The organism is Natribacillus halophilus, from assembly GCF_900100185.1.
Classification (GTDB): domain Bacteria; phylum Bacillota; class Bacilli; order Bacillales; family Marinococcaceae; genus Natribacillus; species Natribacillus halophilus.
In genome coordinates, this window is sequence record NZ_FNEN01000016.1 from 22,154 (window position 1) to 43,732 (window position 21,579).

At 40.7% G+C, this 21,579-nt stretch carries 20 protein-coding genes; 3 read left to right on the forward strand and 17 right to left on the reverse strand.

All coding sequences use genetic code 11. The annotated features are described in order from the left end of the window. Window positions 1-24: 24 nt before the first annotated feature. The 3 genes from BLS58_RS14025 to BLS58_RS14035 are packed head-to-tail and all read left to right on the forward strand — an operon-like array spanning window position 25 to window position 1,820. Window positions 25-300 (forward strand): (2Fe-2S)-binding protein, encoded by a 276-nt coding sequence (locus BLS58_RS14025; protein ID WP_090399424.1) that lies wholly within the window; start codon window positions 25-27, stop codon window positions 298-300. Beyond that, a complete protein-coding gene (locus tag BLS58_RS14030; protein ID WP_090399425.1) occupies window positions 293-631 on the forward strand; it encodes a (2Fe-2S)-binding protein in 339 nt (112 codons plus the stop codon). Before BLS58_RS14025 ends, BLS58_RS14030 begins: the two co-directional genes overlap by 8 nt. Continuing rightward, window positions 624-1,820: an NAD(P)/FAD-dependent oxidoreductase gene (locus BLS58_RS14035; protein WP_090399426.1), complete on the forward strand. Its 1,197-nt coding sequence runs from the start codon at window positions 624-626 to the stop codon at window positions 1,818-1,820. Before BLS58_RS14030 ends, BLS58_RS14035 begins: the two co-directional genes overlap by 8 nt. A 73-nt stretch (window positions 1,821-1,893) precedes the next feature. Here BLS58_RS14035 and BLS58_RS14040 read toward each other — a convergent pair whose 3' ends face one another. The 17 genes from BLS58_RS14040 to BLS58_RS14115 form a co-directional block, all read right to left on the reverse strand. Beyond that, window positions 1,894-2,589 carry an NAD(P)-binding domain-containing protein gene (locus BLS58_RS14040; RefSeq protein WP_176764762.1) on the reverse strand — a complete coding sequence of 232 codons (696 nt, stop codon included), beginning with the start codon at window positions 2,587-2,589 and terminating at the stop codon, window positions 1,894-1,896. 121 nt (window positions 2,590-2,710) lie between these two features. Then, window positions 2,711-4,159 (reverse strand): aldehyde dehydrogenase family protein, encoded by a 1,449-nt coding sequence (locus BLS58_RS14045; protein WP_090399428.1) that lies wholly within the window; start codon window positions 4,157-4,159, stop codon window positions 2,711-2,713. Window positions 4,160-4,175: 16 nt separating this feature from the next. After that, window positions 4,176-5,063 carry a dihydrodipicolinate synthase family protein gene (locus tag BLS58_RS14050; protein WP_090399429.1) on the reverse strand — a complete coding sequence of 296 codons (888 nt, stop codon included), beginning with the start codon at window positions 5,061-5,063 and terminating at the stop codon, window positions 4,176-4,178. A 207-nt stretch (window positions 5,064-5,270) separates the two neighbouring features. Then, window positions 5,271-5,840 (reverse strand): hypothetical protein, encoded by a 570-nt coding sequence (locus BLS58_RS14055; RefSeq protein WP_090399430.1) that lies wholly within the window; start codon window positions 5,838-5,840, stop codon window positions 5,271-5,273. Window positions 5,841-5,882: 42 nt separating this feature from the next. Next, entirely contained in the window at window positions 5,883-6,809 is a 927-nt protein-coding gene (locus tag BLS58_RS14060; protein ID WP_090399431.1) for an ornithine cyclodeaminase family protein, read from the reverse strand. A 32-nt stretch (window positions 6,810-6,841) separates the two neighbouring features. Continuing rightward, the gene (locus BLS58_RS14065) at window positions 6,842-8,284 is read right to left on the reverse strand and encodes a sodium:solute symporter family protein (protein WP_090399432.1); all 1,443 of its coding nucleotides are present in this window, start codon (window positions 8,282-8,284) and stop codon (window positions 6,842-6,844) included. Between the two features lie 27 nt (window positions 8,285-8,311). After that, window positions 8,312-8,512, reverse strand: coding sequence for a hypothetical protein (locus BLS58_RS14070; protein WP_245723184.1), 201 nt, complete (start codon window positions 8,510-8,512; stop codon window positions 8,312-8,314). Between the two features lie 393 nt (window positions 8,513-8,905). Beyond that, a complete protein-coding gene (locus tag BLS58_RS14075; protein WP_090399433.1) occupies window positions 8,906-10,072 on the reverse strand; it encodes an NAD(P)/FAD-dependent oxidoreductase in 1,167 nt (388 codons plus the stop codon). Window positions 10,073-10,428: 356 nt separating this feature from the next. After that, the gene (locus tag BLS58_RS14080; protein WP_090399434.1) at window positions 10,429-11,682 is read right to left on the reverse strand and encodes a CynX/NimT family MFS transporter; all 1,254 of its coding nucleotides are present in this window, start codon (window positions 11,680-11,682) and stop codon (window positions 10,429-10,431) included. A 281-nt stretch (window positions 11,683-11,963) separates the two neighbouring features. Next, window positions 11,964-13,259: a TRAP transporter large permease gene (locus BLS58_RS14085; protein WP_090399435.1), complete on the reverse strand. Its 1,296-nt coding sequence runs from the start codon at window positions 13,257-13,259 to the stop codon at window positions 11,964-11,966. Window positions 13,260-13,304: 45 nt separating this feature from the next. Beyond that, complete coding sequence (locus BLS58_RS14090) at window positions 13,305-13,829, reverse strand: TRAP transporter small permease subunit (RefSeq protein ID WP_090399436.1); 525 nt, start codon at window positions 13,827-13,829, stop codon at window positions 13,305-13,307. 78 nt (window positions 13,830-13,907) lie between these two features. After that, window positions 13,908-14,924 (reverse strand): TRAP transporter substrate-binding protein, encoded by a 1,017-nt coding sequence (locus tag BLS58_RS14095; protein WP_090399437.1) that lies wholly within the window; start codon window positions 14,922-14,924, stop codon window positions 13,908-13,910. 132 nt (window positions 14,925-15,056) lie between these two features. Further along, on the reverse strand, window positions 15,057-16,742 hold the full coding sequence (locus BLS58_RS14100) for a hydantoinase B/oxoprolinase family protein (RefSeq protein ID WP_176764764.1): 1,686 nt from the start codon (window positions 16,740-16,742) through the stop codon (window positions 15,057-15,059). Next, a complete protein-coding gene (locus BLS58_RS14105) occupies window positions 16,705-18,831 on the reverse strand; it encodes a hydantoinase/oxoprolinase family protein (RefSeq protein WP_090399439.1) in 2,127 nt (708 codons plus the stop codon). The genes BLS58_RS14100 and BLS58_RS14105 overlap by 38 nt, the downstream gene beginning before the upstream one ends. Window positions 18,832-18,873: 42 nt before the next feature. Continuing rightward, window positions 18,874-19,008, reverse strand: a complete 135-nt coding sequence (locus BLS58_RS18215; protein WP_281241017.1) for a hypothetical protein — start codon at window positions 19,006-19,008, stop codon at window positions 18,874-18,876. Between the two features lie 30 nt (window positions 19,009-19,038). After that, entirely contained in the window at window positions 19,039-20,259 is a 1,221-nt protein-coding gene (locus tag BLS58_RS14110) for a thiamine pyrophosphate-dependent enzyme (protein WP_090399440.1), read from the reverse strand. A 130-nt stretch (window positions 20,260-20,389) separates the two neighbouring features. Beyond that, complete coding sequence (locus tag BLS58_RS14115) at window positions 20,390-21,571, reverse strand: LL-diaminopimelate aminotransferase (RefSeq protein ID WP_090399441.1); 1,182 nt, start codon at window positions 21,569-21,571, stop codon at window positions 20,390-20,392. Between the last annotated feature and the right edge of the window lie 8 nt (window positions 21,572-21,579).

The following is a 21,579-nucleotide window of genomic DNA, read 5'->3' on the forward strand; positions in this document are numbered from 1 at the left end:
TAAGTGATGAGGGAGGTTTTGTTTATGTCTACTTTAATAGTCTGTCGTTGTGAAGAAGTGAGTCTGGAAACTTTACAAAAAACCGCATATCAATATCACTGCTCTTCCAGAGAATTAAAACTAAGGACACGGGCAGGGATGGGTGTTTGTGGCGGAAGAAGTTGTCGAATGATGATTGAGCAAATCGCGACCGCGGGAGATAATGAAAAAAATTACGAAACCGAAACCATTCCGTTAAAATATCAGCCTCCTATACGCCCTGTTCCCTTTGGTGTATGGGGAGGGTTAAGCGATGAATAAACGTATCTACACTCATCCAATACTGGAAAATTTATCCACCAATGAAGAAATTTCTTTTTCATTTAACAGTGAAACATTATCGGCATATAAAGGGGATACTATCGCTACTGCCTTGCTTGCCAATCAAATACGTACACTCCGTTACCATGAAGAGAGCGGGAGCCCCCGAGGTATATATTGCAATATTGGCCATTGTTTTGAATGTCGAGTTACGGTCAATGATTATCCAGGAATAAGAGCATGTTTAACATTGGTTGAAGAAGATATGGTGATAACCAGCGGAAAGAAACTCCCTCAACCATTAAAACATGGAGGTGAGGAGAATGCTTGATGCTATGATTATCGGAGCAGGTCCTGCGGGGTTATCAGCAGCTATATCCGCGGCACAACATGGGTTACATGTGGAAATCGTTGATGAATACTATCAACCCGGCGGCCGACTCCTTGGGCAATTACATCAGGAGCCCGACGGTGAATGGTGGAATGGTATTGAGGAGACTGAGAAATTACTGGAGCAAATAGAATCCTTACATATTACTATTCACTGCAGCACTTCGGTCTATGACCTACAAAAAGTCAACAAAAAGTGGGTCACCTACACGGATCAAGGGAATTGGGAAAGCCAAGCAGTATTAATAGCTACGGGCGCTACTGAAAGCCCAACCCCGATTCCAGGTTGGACACTCCCAGGTGTGATGTCGATCGGCGCAGCACAAGTTTTGACAAATGTGCAACGTATACAACCGGGTGAACGTGGCGTTGTGATAGGGGTGAATGTACTCTCGTTTGCAATCGCTCGGGAGTTGCAACTTGCGGGTGTTGATGTGGCGGGAATGCTTTTGCCGCCTCCTCATCTTCTTTCTAAAAGTGAGGGTGTGCCTCAAGAAGTTCTCAGTTCTTTGCTCCGTTTTTCACACTTAGCGCCATCGGTATTAATGCACCGAGGCGCCCCTTTTGTAAAAGGAAGACTCGCAAAAAATCTCGTTACAGCATTTTACCCGGAAAAAGGGATGGGCGTTTGGGGAATCCCTTTGCAATTAAGACGAACGGCTTTAGAAATAAAGGGGAAAAATCAAGTTGAAGGGATACGAGTAGCAAAAGTCAATCGCAAAGGAGAGTTGCGTAATGCAATTACACATGATATAGATGTTGATTTTGTTTGTATTGCAGGCGGGTTATCTCCACTCGCGGAACTCGCTGCCATCGCAGGATGCAAATTTATCCATGAAGATGCTCTTGGTGGCTACGTGCCTGTGCATAATGAAAAGATGGAAACTGCTGTTTCCGGATTATACGTGGCTGGTAATATAACAGGAATTGAGAGTGCTAAAGTAGCTATCTCTCAAGGGACTATCGCTGGTTTGGTTATCGCAAAATCATTAGGGGCACGTATGATCAACGGAAAGATTAACGAAGCTTTACAAGAAGTAGAATCGAGACGTGCTGCCGCGACCATACAGTTTCATCCACATGTTATATCTAGTCGGGAGTCGCTTTATAAAACTAAGAAAACTCAATAATCTTGAAAAGCTCACCTTTTTGGATGAGCTTTTCAATTTTTAAGAGGATCTATGTTCCCGATTCTTCTTATTATCATTTCTTATTCTCTGCATTAATTTCATTTAGCACTTGAAGCGCAAATCCTTCAAGCGTACCTTCCTTATAATGCTCGATTATGTGTGGGAAAATCGTGTCCATAGCCTTTTTACTATAAGTCTCTGGGTAATTCTTTGCCCCAGCCTCTTTTTCAAAGCTAATACAGGCTTCGAGTGTCTTCCTAACCGCAAGACGATTCACCTCAGCAACCACATCTTCCTTATCTTCTAACAGTGTTCCGATTTTATCAAATAAAAAGCGAACCTCTCGAAATCCTTCTGCATCTAGTGGGGGTTCTGACACAAATAACCCCTCCCCGTGTTCATACAAATCATTTGCATGACCAATGATTTTCACACCGTATATTTGCAGGTCAGGAAATTCTTTTTGTAATTCTTTCGTATCAACGAGTGTTGATAAGTTGACGAAAGTTGGTTGTACATCATTTTGAATTGTTTTCTGTGCATTTTTTAAAAAAGGAATGATTCCATCAGCTGGCAACGCCAATAAAATCGTCGATTGCCCAAATAATTCGGCTAACTCAACTGCTCGGACTTTGTAAAAACGCCTGGCAAATTCGGTTGCTTTTTGTGAATTTGGGTGATAAGCCCGAATATGTACGCTCTCACCTTCGAGCTGTCGAGCTAATGCTGCACCCAGTTGACCAACTCCTACAAGGCCACATGTAATCAAAATATCTCTCCTTCTTTTTGATCGATTTATTCATATTTTGTAGGTAACTAGGATAGTTCCAATAGACAGAGAATATTAACTAAACCACCGATGATTAATATCATCGGTGGTTATTTACTTGTTATCCGTGTTTAATCGCGCATGTTTTCGTTTCACTATAGAATTCCAAAGCCGCCTGTCCTTGTTCCCTTGTATGAGAACTGGACATTTTCATGCCCCCGAAAGGTGCTTGAAATTCGACACCAGCCGTTTCAAGGTTCACACGTACCATCCCAGCCTCTGAACGCTCAAGGAATTGATGTGAGCGATTCAAATCATTGGTGAAAATCGATGCACTCAAGCCATAATCCGTATGGTTCGCAATCTCAATGGCTTCGTCAAAATCTTCCGCTTCCAAAAGAACCGCAAATGGCCCGAAAACTTCCTCTTGAGCTAACGTGTGGTTCGCATCTACACCATCAACGATGAGCGGGTGGATATAATACCCTTCATAATCACTGGCTATGGTTTGAGCTTCTGCCACAACATTCGCTTCTTTTTTGGCTAATGAAACGTATCCATTGATCTTTTCGTATTGGTCTTTTGAAGATACCGGACCGAGGAAGGCTTGCTCATCAAGCGCCTCACCGACACGTAGACCCGCTACGGCTGTCTTCAGTTTGTCTTTTAATGCCGGCATGATTTTCTTATCCGCCACAATGCGACTACTTGCGGTACATTTTTGACCAGCGGATGTGAAGGCTCCACTGAGGATGGCCGATACTGCTTTATCAAGATCCGCATCCTCCAGGACGACTGCCACATTTTTGCCGCCCATTTCGGTCTGATATTTAATATTGCGCGAGGCACAAATCGCTGCTGCATGCATCCCCGTCTCCGTCGACCCTGTAAAACTAAGGGCATCAATGTTAGCTTTTTCAAGGAGCGTATTCCCTACTTGACGCCCAGAACCAATCAACATATTTATCAGACCGGATGGTAACACCTCTTGAAAAACATTCATTAATTTAGAGGCTGTGAGTGCCGCTTGTTTGGCAGGCTTCCAAACAATAGCATTCCCACAAATCAAGGCAGGAGCCATTTTCCAAATAGGGATAGCCACAGGGAAATTCCAAGGTGTAATGACGCCTACAACACCGAGGGGTACTCGTTTTGAATACTGGTGTACTTGAGGATCTGTAGCTGGAATGACATCCCCGTCCGAACGACTCCCTTCCGCAGCGTAGTAACGTAGCAATTGGATACCTCTGGCCACTTCTCCCTTCATTTCCTTGATGGGTTTTCCCATTTCAGAGCTAGCCAAGGTAGCGATATCCTCTTTGTTTTCTTCTAATTTTACAGCCATGTTTTCTAGCGTAGCCCCTTTTTTCAACCCAGAAAGAGAGGCCCACTCTTGTTGTGCTCGTTTAGCTACTTCAGTCGCTTCTTCGACGACATGACTGGAAACGTCATGAAGAATACCAACGCGATCGGCTGTATTCGAAGGGTTGTGGATGGTTGTTGCTTCTCCATCATGTTGCTTCCCGTTAATGACACTATAGCCTTCGTATACTTGAGATGTAACTGCCATATTTTATCACTCCTTATTATCTTGGTACGGATTGTTGAGACTTTGCACGTTTGAACGCTTCTTCAACAACCCTATAACTTTCTGTATCCAAAGGCAGTCTTGGTGGTCGAGAAGGCCCTACTGGTTGTCCGGCCAAAGTCATCATGTGTTTAATATATTGGACGAGCTGTGGACTCGCATCTAAGTGGAACAAGGGAAGTAACTCCCTATACAATGGTAACGCTTCTCGAATGTTTCCTTTACGAGCTAATTCAAACAGCTGCACGCCTTCCCGAGGCAATGCATTAGGAACACCAGAAATCCAACCTGTAGCACCAGATAGGGCTCCTTCCATAGCTAGATCGTCCAGTCCTATCATGACTTCAAGGTCCGTTTGATCAAGAATATCATGAACCCGGCGAATATCCCCCGAAAATTCCTTAACTCCAATCACTTGAGGGAACTTGGAAATCTTCTTCAACAACGTAGGTGTTAAATCGATCTTATAGTCACGAGGATTATTATAGGCAATAATCGGAATATCAACTTCCGCTAATGCCTCATAGTGAGCAATGACTTCATTTTCCAAAGCGTTATAATTGATTGGAGGCAAAGCCATGATACCGGCAGCACCTAAATCCTTCGCATGCTGTGCCCAATAAACAGCCTGTGCTGTAGAAGGAGCCCCCGTACCAACCACTACAGGAACACGCCCGGCTGTTACCTCAACAATGGTTTCTACAACAGAAGCCCTTTCTTCTGTGGTCATCGTTGCATATTCACCGAGAGAACCAGTAGGTACGATACCTTGTACCCCTTCCCCGATCATCCAGTCTGTAATTTCCCTTAAACGATTAAAGTCCACTTCATAATCTTCTGTAAAGGGGGTAAGAATGGCTACGTAAACACCCTCAAATTTAGCCATAAATCAAGCTCCTCTCAATAAAATATATTTCATAACTAAAATAATGCAAAATTCATTCCAACATAAGGTTATTAAGAAACCCCCTCATGTCTTCATTACTCTCACTTTACATTATTCATCTCAATGGTTTGTAAATAAAAATATACATAGTATGTATAAATTATTGTACATTCATCATTAGAAAGAAAAGTAGCACCAACCTTATTGTCACACCAACTTCCATTCCGAACTCTCCCAGAGCCTTGCCATATACTCCTCTGATTCTCCTGTATTAACATTAAAAATGAACGATTGTTTTCGGCCTTCGATTTCCAGCTCAGCAAACCATAAGGGAAGATAAACAAGAAAAGTATCTTTAATTTCATATTTTGGCTTTTTTAGTAAATATTTTCGATTGATATTTCTTTGCACTTGTTCTACATATTTACCCACTTGGTCTTCTGTTTCTATCTTAGGAGCAACCAAAGCACCGCCTTGCACTAATTTTTGTTCAGTTGGCGGAATGTTTGTAAATAAACCTCTATATCCTGATAAAGCATCAACAAAAGCCATATTAGGTGTAACGCGCGGTGGAAAAGGCTTTCGTTCTGCAATAACGAGCAACTTAATTAACCACAAGGGGTGATAGAAATAATGTTTTTCTTTGATATATTGATTGATTGCTCTACGAGCCATGCTTCTTTTCTGTCGCCACCCGAGATTTTTATAGACAAATGAAACTAATTGTTCTTCTGCAATCATTTCTTTTCCTTGGATCACGTGAATCTCTTTTTCCACCTGGTTTCACCTCTCCTCGTTATTAACTATACTCCCAATGCTTCAATTATTTTCTTTTTCATAAATAGCCTGGGCTGTGAGGAGATCAAAAAGTGACATGCCAACGGATTTAAAGATGCTCACTCCGGTTATTGTTTTACGTTCATCGCTATTACAAAGTGCATCGAGACTCATTACATCATCTTTTGATAAACCTAATTGCCCGGCCCGTATCATGTCTCCGGATTCTTTTAAACCAGTAGGAGAATCGATACCCCAATGCATGCAAGCGTGTAATAATGAATCTGGTATTTCCTGCATGTCCGGTCGGAAAGATCCAACTCCAACAATGAGTTTTCCTTTATACAATTTTTCGTCGTATTCTGGTATCACAGAAGTTTTTGAAGTTGTTGTTGTAACAATGATGTCTGCCTTCTCGATTAGATTTTCTAAAGAAGAAATACAGACAGCCACCTCAGGGTACTTCTCTTCTATCTTATGCTTAAAATTTACTGCTTTTTCCTTGGTACGATTATACAAAATTACTTTTTGAATCGGTCTAGCCACAAGTGCAGCTTCTAAATGGCTCCAGCCCTGAATACCAGTACCGACGATTCCCAAGGTTTTGCTCTCCGCCGTAGCCATATATTTCATGCCCAGTCCGCCAACTGCTCCTGTTTTTAACGCCGTAATCGTATTCCCATCCATTATCTCAAGTGTTTGCAATGTCTGGCGATCCGCCAAAATAACGAGAGCCTGAATTGTGGACAAGCCACGTTCCGGATTCCCGGGGGCAACGTTTGCAAGTTTTGTTGCATGATAGTTTCCGTGAAAGGCCGGCATTAGCAAAGCCGTATTTTCTTTATCTTCAATATGCATACGTTCAGGGATGAGTGCCTCTTCTACAGAAGAGGTTTGATAAAAATGTTCAATTGCGGACATTACATCTTCCATAGTTACTTTATCATTGATTTGTGATTCTGTTAGCATTGGTTTTGTTCCTCCTCATAAATCTATCTTTTTTACATGTCATCCTTTATACGAGTGTAATTAAGCTCTACTTGTTTCTTGATGTTTTCAGATGGTGATTTAGTAAGCAAGCTAACAACAATCATTAGCATAAGTGAAACAGGTGCCGCAATAATGGGCTCGGAAACAAGCTCTCCTGGGGTTGTCACCAGGACAAGAAAAGTAATACCTCCACCGAGGATACCGGCAATTGCTCCCGGTGTATTCGCTCGACTCCACCAAATTCCCAGAATCACTGGAAAGGCAAATGTAGATAATAAAGCACCACCTACCCATCCAACCATAATTGCGATTAACTGAGGAGGTTCCAAGGCGATGAGTAAACCAATGAAACCCGCTATTAGCATACAAATAAGCCCAATTATAGTAACGGTTTTCTCCTTTGCCCTCTTATTAATCGCACCCTTATAAATATCTTGCGCTACACCTGCGGAAACAGCAAGGAGCATTGCATCTGCAGAAGACATAATGGCAGCAATCAAACCTGCAAGCATAATCCCGGCAAGAATCGAGGGTAGATAATGCTCAATGACAGCTATAAAGATCATATCTGTGTTATCCACCGTTCCTAGTATATCAAGGTTGACTCCGGCGATGGCTATAAAGAGCCCAAACACGAATACTAATAAATACAGGAAGCAAGCTCCCAATGCTGTTCGTCTTGCGATTTTTGCACTGGTAGACGTGAAATTTCTCATCACAGCAGATGGTGAGACAATTCCGAAAAACAGGAAAGAGATAAAAATCCCAAAATATGACATCCAGCCAAGTTGCACACTTCCAAAATCCGGATCCACAGCGAGAGCGGACTGTACTAACGATCCAAATCCACCATGATCAATGAATATAACAACAGCTAAAACAAATAATCCTACAACGATAAGCATACCTTGGACTAAATCCGTATAAGTGATCGCCCACATCCCACCTATAGCTGCATATAAAATAAAGCTCGCACCAATTAAAATAACAGCGGTAGTATATTCAATACCAAGTACATATTGGCCTATCAAGCCTGACGCTGTTAATTGTGGAACCATATAAAATGTCATACTAATAACAACAATTACTGCTGCGATAATTTGTACAGATTGCCCGTATCTTTTCGAGAAATATTCAGGTAGCGTACGAACTCCCGAACGCCTCAATTGTCCAGCTGCAACAAATAGCAGTAATGGGAGTATTCCTATTGCTCCAAATCCATAGGCAAAAAAGAACGGGAGACCAAACTCGACCCCAGAACCTACTGCTCCCATTAATGAACTGGCACTTGCTAGAGCGGCAAACAAGGCAAAAGCTCCTACAAAGCTATTTATTCGGCGACCGGCAGCCCAATAATCATCTTCTGTGGATAACGCTCGTCGAGAAAAGTAAATCCCCATAAGGATTACAACTATCAAATAAATGACAATAATAATAGTTTCTGTAACTTGCATATCATATGTCCCTCCTATGTGTCTTCGTTATGCTATGTCATTTTCCTTTTCGTCCTTCTCATCCAATGTTTCATCTTCAATCGATTCCATCCATCGAACATAAATAATGGTCAACAATAACCAAATAAATAATGAACCAAACATGAGCCAACCAACTAACGATATTTCATAGAAGTAGATATCCGTGGGCCACCAAGCAAAAACGAGTACAATTACAGCTATCAACACCCAAAGTAATTTACCCCCTGGTTCTGCGAGGAAACTTCTTTTCTTCCTTTTATTCATAAATATAACCATGCCTTTCGCGACGCTCAAGGCAAAACGTTATGAAATAAGTTGCTTTGAGCGCTTTTTGTATTATTCTAGAATTATAGGGATACTCAGTACACTACAAATCACTCGGAGGTGAGTGGTCCATTCCGTGGGGGATACCAGAAGCCCTTAATTCGTTCGAAACCTTTGAACCTGTTTCCTCGTTAAGTTCAGCGACAACAATTTTGGCACCTCCCCCCAAACGTTTTTGCAATTTCCTCACCAATGTCTTGGCCCACACCTGTTACTATGGCCACCTTGTCCTGTAGTCTCATGATAATCATCCTTTCTGCACCATCAAATAGATGTTTAAATAATGGCCTTTTCAATCACTAAATCATTTTCTTTAAATCGCTCAAATCTTAAAGGTCTTAAATCAATAGTTTCATAGACTCCCTTGCTGATCAGCTCAGCCAAACCTTTACCGACAGCCGGAGCTTGTTGCATCCCGTGGCCACTAAAACCACAAGCCAAATAATAGCCATCGAGCTGAGGATGTTTCCCAACAATCGCATTCTGATCTTTCGTGTTATGCGTATACAATCCGGACCAACCGCTAGTCACTTTAACCTTTTCAAAATTTTCAACCCGATTACCTAAAACCGGCCATAATTGGTCAATAAAGTATGAGCGTTTCCATCTAAAATCAATACCCGGTTTTGTATCTTCTGCAAAGCCCGAAAGTAGTTGATTTCCTTCATGACGAAAATAAACACCTGTAGGATCGACCGTTAAAGGAAGACCTTTCTTTAACGGTTTTTCCGAATCAAATTGAAATACTTGTCTTCTCAAAGGAACAATAGGTAATGGCAACCCTATTTTTTCACTTAGGTAGCCCGACCATGGGCCAGCGCAATTTATAACGACATTCGCTTTATACTCTTGTCCATTGTTGAGACGAACCCCTGTCACTTCATTGTGATCAGTTAGAATAGTATCCACCTCTTCATAAATATATTTTGCTCCCATTTTTTTGGATTGTTTGATATACCCTTGCATTACAGAGTATGGATCCAGATAACCGTCCTCGGCACAAAACAGCCCGCCTGCAAGATCATCAGTATTTAATTCAGGTATGATATTTAACAAGTCTTCTTTATTTAGTAATTCAGAGGGCACTCCATGCTTATGTTGAACCTTTAAATGTTCATTTAAATAAGGAATATTTGCTTCCGTGCCCAACAGTAAATACCCTCTTTGTTTAAAATCTATTTCAGCCTTCTCATCGTTGGCTGCCATGGTATCAGCAAAATTTTTATACACCTGATGGCTGAATTGACTTATTTGAATATTGATATCTGTTGTAAATAGCTGTCTTATCCCTCCGACGCTTCGCGGCGTGGAAGAAAATTCATAGGTTCGATCCTTCTCAAAGATGAGAATTTCCTCTTCATAACCATCATTTAATAAATTATAGGCTATACTTGATGCTATGACGCCTCCACCAATAATGATGATGTCAGCTTTGTGTACCATGCGTTACCCCTCATTTCGATAATAATTTTAAAAATAATCTTATTTCATATATTGAAAAGGCATTTCATAAAGCGAGGGTGTTTTTATATTGTATCCGCTTTCATCACTCAATTCAATACTTTTTGAATAATTAAATATGTAATGTATATTCACACCCATTAATTATCGTAAAATTAACACTTGCCCTTCTTATCCGGGTGCATTTTCTGCACCGAGTTTTTAAAATTGCTCTTTTAGTAAATCCATTAACAATACCTCTTTCCCTTATTCTAAGATAGTTTGATTTGGCTTTGGGATACTTAAAATTATCGTTGGAGCGATGAAGTGACTTCCTAATGAAATCGGTTAGTTTGACACTAATTACTCTGTTGCACATCACTATACTGAAAGATATGCTTATTCTCACCTGCTTTTAATCCGAACATCACTATCAATATTGACATTACACATAAAAGAACAAGAAACGGTGTCCATGTGTGAAAAGCATCGTATAAATAGCCTATAAATATCGGACCGATCGATGCCAGAAAATAACCAATAGATTGAGCCATACCGGAAAGTACCAATGCATCACGGTTATTGGAAGACCTGAAACTTATAAATGCAAGCGCAAGACTGAGGGCCCCCCCTTGAGCTATCCCCACAGAAATTATGCTAATGACAATGATGACTATATTCGGAAAAAACAAGATGCCAAGAAAGCCAAGGATATAAAAAAAACCAATGCCTAGTACGATGGGTTTTTGGTTATACAGTTTTTCAGCAAGAATCGGTGCTACAAAACTGAAAGGGATGCCTACTAATTGTAAAAGAAAAACTAACCCACCTCCCAAAGATAAAGTCAATCCCAGTTCACTAAGAACGTCGGGGATCCATGTGATGAGAGAAAAATAAAAAAAAGATTGAATACCCATGAAAAGGGTTACAAACCAAGCCAACGGCGAAGACCAAACGGACTCTGAAAATTTTATCCTCCGCTGTATTATAGAAGTTTTAGCTATTTTTTTGTCTTCTTTTAACCGTGGAATCCAAATCAAAATTGCCCAAAAAGTTACTATTGCCCAAAAAGACAATGATAATTCCCAACCTAAACCGAGAGTCTCAGATAGTATAACGCTCAATCCGGAACCAAATGATGCAAATAAATTCAAGGATGTGATATATAAGCTTGTCATCAAACCTACCTTTTGAGGAAAACTAAGTTTAATAACACCAGGCAAGAGAACGTTACATATAGAAATGCCTACACCTATTAAGGCCGTCCCTGTAAAAATAGCAGTGATTATCCCCGTAGATCTTAGTAAAATCCCTACCCCTAAAATAATAAGACCCACGAAAATAGAAACATGATTGCCATAACGAACACCTAATTTTGGAGCAACCAAAGAGAACACAGCAAATGATAGAAGAGGAATAGTGGTTAGCAATCCAGCTGTACTATTGGCCATGCCAGTACTTTCTCTAATAATAGGTATAATGGGGCCAACAGACGTGATTCCCGGTCTTAGGTTAAATGCAACCAATAAAACCCCTGCAATGAGCAAATAATTAGGATCATCTGCACTTTGGAAATACTTTTTTTTATTTTTTATTGGAGATAAATTGGTCATATATCCAATTTTTTGTCCTTTCTAAGTTTTCGATTCAGTAACAATCCACTTAATTTATTTAACTCCCCTTCCTTTACCGAGATTGTTTGTATAAGAAAATCCTACTTTCCAATTTGGTACACCCTTGGTTTACCATCATTTTTGGACTCTTCTAATACTGAGTGTTTTTTCGCTCGTTATACAAATGGTTCATGTAAATGATTGATGGCCATGACGGCTTCTGCGCGCGTAATCGTTTTCGACATTGTGAAAACCCACAAAAAGAAATGTTCAAATATCAATTATTCTACAAAACCAGGAAGCCAGAGTACAATTTCAGGGTATATATAAATAATGATCACAACTAACATTATGATTAAGAAAGATGGCAGGGCATAAAGTGCTATTCTAAGTACATCTACCTTCGACAGACCACTAATGACAAATAAATTAAATCCTACAGGAGGAGTAATTTGAGCCGCTTCAATCAAAAGCACCAAGTAGATACCGAACCAAAGAGGACTAAATCCTACTTCTACAATTAATGGGAGGACCAGAGGTAAGCTCATAACGATAATTGAAAATCCATCTAAAAAAAAGCCCATAAAGATGTACAAAATAGTTAAGATAAGAAGTAATTGCCAACCTGATAGCTCAAGTGAAGCAACAACTTGAGTTAATTCAGCTGGTATACGTAAATGTCCAAAAACTACTGACAAATATGAGGCTGATACGACAATCAACATTATCATAGTAGTTGTTTTAATTGCTCCTAAGATGGAGTCCTGAAACTGCTTAAATGTCATACTTCGAGAGATTACAGCAAATAATAATGCACCAACTACACCAAGCGCTGCTGATTCAGTGGGGGTAGCCCAACCAGTATAAATGCTACCTAATACAAAGGTAATTAATAGAACAATTGGTAGAAATAAAGGAAGGCTTTCAATACGATCTTTCCATGTGAATTTTTCTTTCTCTGGAGCTAAATTAGGATTAATTATACTGCGTATTGCTATATAGAAACTTAAACAAAAAGCAAGCAAAATTGCTGGAAAAACACCAGCAAAAAATAGTTGACCAATACTAACGTTTGCTGTAATACCATATACGATCATTATAAGACTAGGTGGTATTAAAAAGCCTAAGGTTCCGGCTCCCGCAAGGGATCCAAGACTCAGACTTTGATTATAATTGCGTGCGGATAGTTCCTGTAAAGTTATTTTGCCAATGGTGGCAGTGGTTGCTGCAGATGAGCCACTCACAGCCGAGAACAGGGTACTGCCTGCAATATTAACATGAAATAATTTGCCTGGTAACAATGCCATCCAAGGTGCTAACCCTTTAAAGAGATTTTTTGACATTGTACTACGTAGCATAATTTCACCCATAAATATAAATCCTGCGAGAGCAAACATAGTGTAATCATTTGCGTCATTCCATAGAATATCGGCTAATATTTGTGTTGGCGGAGTATCCGTAAAGATTAATAAACTTCCGGTACTTACTAATAATAAAGAAATACCAATCCAAACACTACTCCCTAACAATAAAATTAAAAAGGCAAGTATTAACAAAGAGATTATTGTAATGTCCAAACCCATTCCCCCCTATTCATTTATTATTATAAATTGCTATTAAAGTTAATCTGTATCAATAACATCAGTTGAAAATTCACTTCTGCGTAGCTTTAGGATTAATTTAATTATCTCTGACACAAATTGTAATGTTATAAGAACTGCTCCTAAAGGCAATGCAAATTGTGGAATAGCAAGGTAAGTAGCTGATACCTGTCCAGACTGTGATTCAGTAACGAGGGAGTTCCAAAAGAGATTTGTAGTTGCGATTATCACGACAAGAAACATAGCTAGCCCCACAATGTTTGCGTAGATATCAATAAAAAGACGTTTCTTGCAACTTTTTATAAATTTGTGAATAACAGTAATGCGAATATGTTCTTTTTCTTTCATGGTGTATGCCAAACCTAAGAAAGTTATAGATACCATGAGGTATCCAGTGTACTCACCTGTAATGTAAAGCGTCCCATTAAGAAGGTTGCGAACAAGTATCTCTGCCACTATTAAGCCGACTCCTAATAACATCGTACATCCAGCAACCATTCCGAATATGTAAGAAATACGATCTATTAATTGGGTTATCTTTTCCAAGCTTTTTCACCACCATAGTAAGAAGGCAACTAAATTATTTGTTATTTAGTTGCCTGTATTTTAAAAATTATTGACCAACTATTGATCTACAACTTCTTCATATTCATCTACAATTTCCTGAGCTTCAGGATTTTCTTCCAACCAATTCTCTCTTATTTCTTCAGTACTTTCTTCTAAATCATCCATCAATTCCTCGCTTGGTTCTAATACTTCAATACCGTTCTCCTCCACTGTATCAATCATTTGTTCATCAAGATCCTCCACAGCATCCCAGGCATCTGCCTCTACTTTTTCAGCAGCTTGAACAACAGCATCTTGCATCTCGCTATCTAAACTATTCCATTCGTCTAAATTAATTGTAACAGCACCCCATCCTGCTAAGACATTAACCGGAATATGATAATCCAACACCTCCCAAAAGCTGCCATCCACTGCTGTCTCTGCAGAAGTTAAAACAGAGTCAATAACACCAGTGGATAATCCTGAATACACCTCACCAAATGGGAGATTATTTGGCGCGGCATCCACTGCGTTTATTACTTGTGTACTCATTTCATCATATGCACGCATATCCATTCCTTCAAGATCTCCAAGTGACTGCACTTCATCCTGCGTCCAGAAACCTGAAAATGGCCAAGGTGAAATATAGAGGAGTTTTTGATTCCATTCTTCTTCAAGGAGTTCATTAAGGTGCGGTTTTGTTACTTCTGACATTGCCTGAGAGTCCTCAAGCTCAGAATATGCAAATGGTAAATTCACTACCCCGAACAAAGATTCTTCTCCTGTTACATCGCCGGCTATAAAATAGGAAACAGGGACCGAATTGTCACGAACAGCTCGTAGCGCATCTTCTCCGTCATAACCTAAGCTACCTCCTGATGCAACGTCAATTACTACTTCGCCATCGGTTGCTTCCTCTACCTCCTCACTAAAGTTCTGAAGGATTTCAGTTTGATTACTATCTTCTGGGTACTCAGTGTTCGTTAACAATTCAACAGTTTCTGAATCACCCTCCACATCATCATCACCACAACCTATAAGTCCCAAAGAAACAATCACTAGCATAGAAAAGCTTTTGACCACTAGTTTTTCCATCCGGGATACCCCCTCGTTTAGGTTTTTTTAGATACATGTTTGGATTTTCAACGATGCTAATAATGGGCATTTCGACCAAATATCTATCAACAGATGCAGTACATGCAATCCTGATCTACACTTCAGGCAGCTTTAATGACTAATCCTTTGATACTTTTCTTCAACAACATCATAATCTGCTTCTGCTGTATCCCAAGAAATGTAACCATTCACAACATCAAAATTAACCATCTCTGGTTCACGTTTTTCAGGCTTCCCATAACCACCTCCACCTGGAAGTTTTAAAGTAACAGTATCTTCGGGATCAAACGTATAGAGACGCTTGGATTCTAAATAGGTTTGATCATTTAGTAACACCTCCGCTTTTGCTCCAGGTTTACCACCAGCTAGTCCCCGAGGTGGATAGTTCATACAGTCAAACATGGTTGGGAAATGCCATGGTTTATAGGTACGCACACCAAAGCGAATAATTTGACCAAGCCCTCCGCGATATCTTCCACTTCCACCGGAATCCGGTCGAAGCTCCTTTTGATAAATCACTAGCGGTGAATTACTTTCAATGATTTCCACAGGCGTTCCGCGAACACCGGACGGAAAGCCTGTTGCGGATAGCCCATCTTTTGTCGGGCGAGCCCCCATTCCCCCAGTGCTGAACGTTACATAGGAAAAAGACTCTCCTTGTAAATCTTCCCCATATACTTGCATGCTCCAAATGGAGGTTGCACCTTCAGCAATCGTTGCATCAGGGATGGCATAATATAACGCGCCTAGGACACACACAGGCGCAAAGTGCCCAATAATGTGTCGAGCGGCTGTTGGCATAGGATGTGAGGCGTTGAGAACAGAGCCTTCAGGAGCATCGACATGTACAGGACGAAAACTTCCTTCATTGTTGGGAATATCCGGCGCAATCGCTGCCTTTATAGCGTAAGTTACATAAGCTAATGTATAGTAAAGACTTACATTTACTCCTTTCGAACTTGCCGGTGATGAACCCGTAAAGTCTACCGTAAATTCATCACCTTGGATGGAAACGGAACATTTGATTTTTATCGGTTCAGCTACACCGTCCGTATATAACTCATTTCCATAGACCCCATCAGGAATATCAGTCAGAGCCTTACGCATCGCTTTTTCAGATCGATGAATAATCTCTCGACCTAATGTATCGATCTCTGTTAAACTGAACTCTTCCAACATTTCAAGTAATCGTCTAATGGCTACCTCCTGAGCTACAACTTGAGCGCGCAAATCCCCCAACACCTCGAAAGGCGCTCGTACATTTGTTTCGATGATGCTTTGCAAACTTTCATTTAGCTGCCCAGAATAATAATATTTCATATAGGGGATATGGACACCTTCCTCGTATATACTCTCCGCCTCTGGATTGTATCCTCGACCACCTATATCCGTAACGTGACATGTAGATGCAAAATAACCAATCAAATTAGCATCGTAAAATACAGGGGTAACGATAGTAACATCAAGAAGATGACCTGAAATTTCATATGGGTTGTTACCTATAAGAACGTCACCCTGACCTAAACGTTCCCGCGGAAATTTTTCTAGAAAATGCCTGACCCCTAAAGCCATTGTGTTAATATGTCCAGGTGTCCCCGTGTTAGCTTGAGCGATCATATTTCCACGGCTATCAAATAACCCTGCAGATAAATCACCGGCATCTGAAAGGATATTGGAAAATGATGTTCTGATCAGTGTTTTCGCCTGCTCCTCTAAGTTTGTAATCAGACGATTCCACATAACCTCTACTTGAACAGGGTCAAACATATTGTTGTTGTTTCCTGTCTTTGTCATCATATATGGCATCAACCTTTGCGTTTAAGATTAAATTGAAATAACGGTCAACACTGACTTTAAAAGTTGGTGTCACCACCATCGTTGATTCTTTCTCTTCAATAATTGCCGGCCCAGGTATCTCGACACCTGGCGTTAATGTCGACCGGTCGTACACAGGGGTCATTTTGTAGTCGGTATATTCATTGAAATAAACGTCACGTTTATTTTTTACTGGAGGGTTCATTTCGAGTTTCTCATCGCTAGAATTTATGAAAAGTTCCGGGTGTGGTCCTTGAACCACCACGCGCCAATTCACCGTTTCAATAGGCACGCCTTCACTTGCCTCTGAATACAATTTTTCATATTGCTGTTTGAAATTTTCTTGTATCGTTTGAATCGAGGCGCTATTTATTTCTCCATTTGGAATGGGTACGGTAATATCATGATTTTGACCGGCATATCTCATTTCACAAGTGCGGATCACTTTCATATCAGCATCTTTAACGCCTGATTGCTTAAGTATGGATTCACCCTCATTTTCCATATCCTTAAGAAGTCGTGTCACTTCTCGGAGGTCTAGCTGATCAAGCCGTCCAGAATAGCTTCGCACAAAATCAAATGAAAGCGGGGATGACAGAAAACCAAAGGCGGAGCAAACACCTGCACCAACAGGAGAAATGACCTCAGATACACCAAGAATATGCGCTACATTACAAACATGGACTGGACCCGCTCCTCCTGTAGCAAACAATGGATAATTTCGTATGTCTTTCCCTTTTTCAACGGCGTGAATCCGCGCGGCACTCGCCATATTTTCATTAACTACCCGGTGTATTCCCCGGGCTGCTTCTACCGGATTAAGCCCAAGTGGTTTCGCTACCTTTTCTTCGATCGCCCTGTAAGCAGCCTCCACATCCAGATGCATTTCTCCACCTAAAAAATAGTCCGGATTCAAGTATCCTAGGATTAAATCGGCATCGGTAATGGTAGGTTGTGTGCCACCCTTCCCGTAACACGCTGGGCCCGGTTCAGAACTTGCACTTTCCGGCCCTACTTTTAAAAGATCCATCCGATCAATATGGGCAATGCTTCCACCTCCCGCTCCGATTTCAATCATCTCAACAACCGGTACTTTGACAGGCATGCCACTTCCTTTCATAAAGCGATGTTCTCGCCCAACTTCGAACTCGTTGGTGATTAGTGGCTCACCATTATCGACTAAACTGGCTTTGGCTGTTGTTCCACCCATATCAAAGACATGCAGATTGTCAAAATCACATAATTTGCTGTAAAAAGCACCAGCTATAGATCCACCCACAGGCCCTGACTCTAAAATGCGAATAGGAAAGCGACAAGCCGTTTCGATCGTACAGGTACCTCCACCGGAAAGCATCAAATGAAACTGACCATTAAATCCACGGTCTATTAAATCACTTTCTAATTTGGTAAGATATTGTTCAACAAGCGGCTGTACATAGACATTAGCAATCGTTGTAGACGCGCGTTGATACTCCCGAATTTCCGGTGATACTTCCGAAGATAAGGAAACCCTAATATGAGGTGCCACTTCCTGAGCAATTTCATAAATTCTTTTTTCATGAATGTCATTTTTATAGCCATGCAGTAAGCATACAGCGACAGCTTCAACGCCTTGCGCATCAGCCTTTTTAAATATGTCCTTCACTTCAGCTTCGTCTAAAGATGTTAATATCGTTCCATCATTCAGGATTCTTTCCGTAACAGGATACCTTGAGCTTCTTGGCACGAGGGTGGTTGGTTTTTCTATAAAAAGATCATATAAGTCATAACGGTTTTCATTTCCAATTTCTATCTGATCGCGAAAACCTTTCGTTGTAATCAGTGCTGTTTTTACCCCTTTTCGTTCAATCAAAGCATTTACGACCAACGTTGTTCCATGTATGATCGTTGTAATGTCATTATAAGAGAAACCATACTTTTCAAGATTTTCATCAAGCCCTTTTATAAAACCGGCAGAGGGATCCGGATATGTCGTTAACGTTTTCCCAAAATATCTGTCTCCCGTTTCATCTAGAATCACTATGTCTGTAAATGTTCCACCAATATCAACCCCAACACGAATGCTTGACATGCTGCTTCCCTCCACTTCGCTAAAAATAGAAAATAAGAAATATTATGCCCTTACATCTTCAATGGTTTTTTCAACCATTATTTGTTCTGGATCAATGGCCACTTCAATGACGGCAGGCTTTCTTGAATGGATCGCTCTTTGTAAAGCGGGGAGAAAATCCTCGTTCTGTCCAACCATTTCTCCATGACCACCCATATGGTTGATATATTAGGCAAAGCTAGGGTTACTTAAATCCGTTCCTATGGCCCTATAAGGAAACGTTTTTTCTTGGTGCATGCGTATAGTTTCGTACATATTGTTGTTGGCGACAATGGATATAACAGGAACATCATAGCGAATCGCTGTTTCCAGTTCTTGAATGGTCATCATAAAACCGCCATCCCCACAATAAGCTACTACTTGAGTATCTGGATGGGCCATTTTCGACCCAATGGCTGCTGGCAGCCCATAGCCCATTGCGCCTGATGTCGGGCCTATATAGGTTCCTTCTTGATTAAAAGAATAATATCTGGCTAACCATCCAAAAAAGTTCCCGGCATCACTCGTAATAATCGCATCGTCCCCCAGGGCTGTCATTAAATCTCCAATCATAGGGCCGAGATCCACGAAATCTGAATATGTGTCTTTGGGGATTGTTGAATCGTTTTCAAAATGACTTCTCAGCCATGCTAAACGTGATTTTTTCTTATCAAAATGTTGAAGTTTTATATTTTCTTCTAACAAGTCCGTCATAAAATGTTGAACATCTGCAACAATCCCTAAATTCGGTTTATAACTTTTATTAATCTCATTCACAGAAATATCAACATGAATAAGCGACTGTTCTGAGTTCAACAGTGTATAATCTTGACTCGTAACCTCTGAAAATCGAGTGCCTAATGCAAGTACAACATCGTATGATTGAATAGCATCAATAATGTATTGCGGGCTCCCTAATCCTAAGGACCCTATATAATGGGAATGGTTGTTGGGAAACACGTCAAATCTTCTAAAAGCTGAAACCACTGGCATTTGAAGGTTTTCTGCCAGCTGTACTAATGTAAACGATGACTTAGTTGCGCTTATGCCGCCGCCTGCCAAAATTATTGGACGTTCAGCAGACGCCAACCATTCCTTTGTCTCTAATATCGCCTTATGATCGGGCCTTGACTTGGCGAACACCTTCGGTTTTTGATCGTGAACCTCTACTATTTCATCCAGCACATCCTCGGGAAGAGAAATCAAAACGGGGCCAGGCCTGCCCGTTTGCGCTATATGAAAGGCTTGCGTCACAATTTCGTCCACTCGCGAAGCATCTGTTATTTCAACCGTCCACTTTATGAGGTCCCTAAAATAACTTGCGAGGTCAATTTCCTGAAACCCTTCTTTTCCTCGGACGTTTCTTCTTACCTGACCAACAAACGCAACCATGGGTGTAGAATCTTGCATAGCTGTATGTAAACCTATTGAAAGATTTGTCGCACCTGGTCCTCTCCCGGCACACTAAAGGCTTTTTCTACATCTTCGTTCAACAGGATTTTTATAATGGCTTGTGCAACTGATACTTTTGGCATTGCAATCATCCCTCTCTTGCTGTTACTTTTTGCAAGTAATCTTTTATTCGTTTAACAGCCATTTGTAGTCGATCCGTTGGCACAGTCAAAGATATACGGAAATAACCCTCACCTGTAGAACCGAAAGCAGAGCCTGGTGTTACAACTACACCAGCATTTTCTAACATAACTTCAACAAACCCCTCCGATGTGTATCCCTCCGGTACAGGCGCCCAGATGTAAAAACTTCCCTTTGGTGAATCCACATTCATACCAATAGCATTCAATCCCTCTACCATCACTTTTCTACGCTTTCGATAAACCTCAACATTGTCATGGACATACTTTTGATCTTCGGTCAGAGCAAAGGCTGCTGCTTTTTGAATCGGAAGAAACTGGCTTGTGTCCATGTTACTTTTCACGACAGACAACGATCGGATGATTTCTGGGTTGCCCACCACATACCCTATACGCCATCCCGTCATGTTGTAACTTTTAGACAATGAACCAAATTCTACAGCTATATCTTTAGCTTTGTCAGCTTGAAGAATACTAGGCGCCGATTCGTCAAAAGTAATCATATTATAAGCAGAATCATGAGCGATAGTAATATTATTATCTTTAGCAAAATCAAGAACTCTATTAAAAAAAGATAAATCCACTGTAGCGGCCGTTGGGTTACCTGGATAGTTGAGGTACATGAGCTTCGCTTTCTGTTTAATTTCTTCTGGAATAACGGATAGATCGGGTTGATAATGATGCTCTTTTGTTAGTGGCATATCGTAATTTTTACCACCAGCGATATACGTAGCCATTCGATAAACGCCATAACATGGATCAGGCGTCAAAACATAATCGTTCTCATCAATGATCGCAAATGGAAGATGGGCAATGCCTTCCTTCGATCCAATGAGGGCAAGAACCTCGGTTTCAGAATTAAGTTCCACGTTATATTGTTTTTTATAAAAAGAAGCTACTGCTTCTTTAAATTCAGTACAGCCACTGAAAGAGGAGTATTTGAAATTATCCGGATTATTAAGTTCATCGATAAGCTTATCAGTGATTGGTTTTGGTGTTGGAAGATCGGGGTCCCCCATGCCTAAGTCGATGATATCTATTCCGGATCGTTTTAACTCATCTTTTTTTTGATTAATTTTCGCAAAAACATATGGTGGTATATCCGCTACCTTGTTGGATATCATAGACATCTTTCATC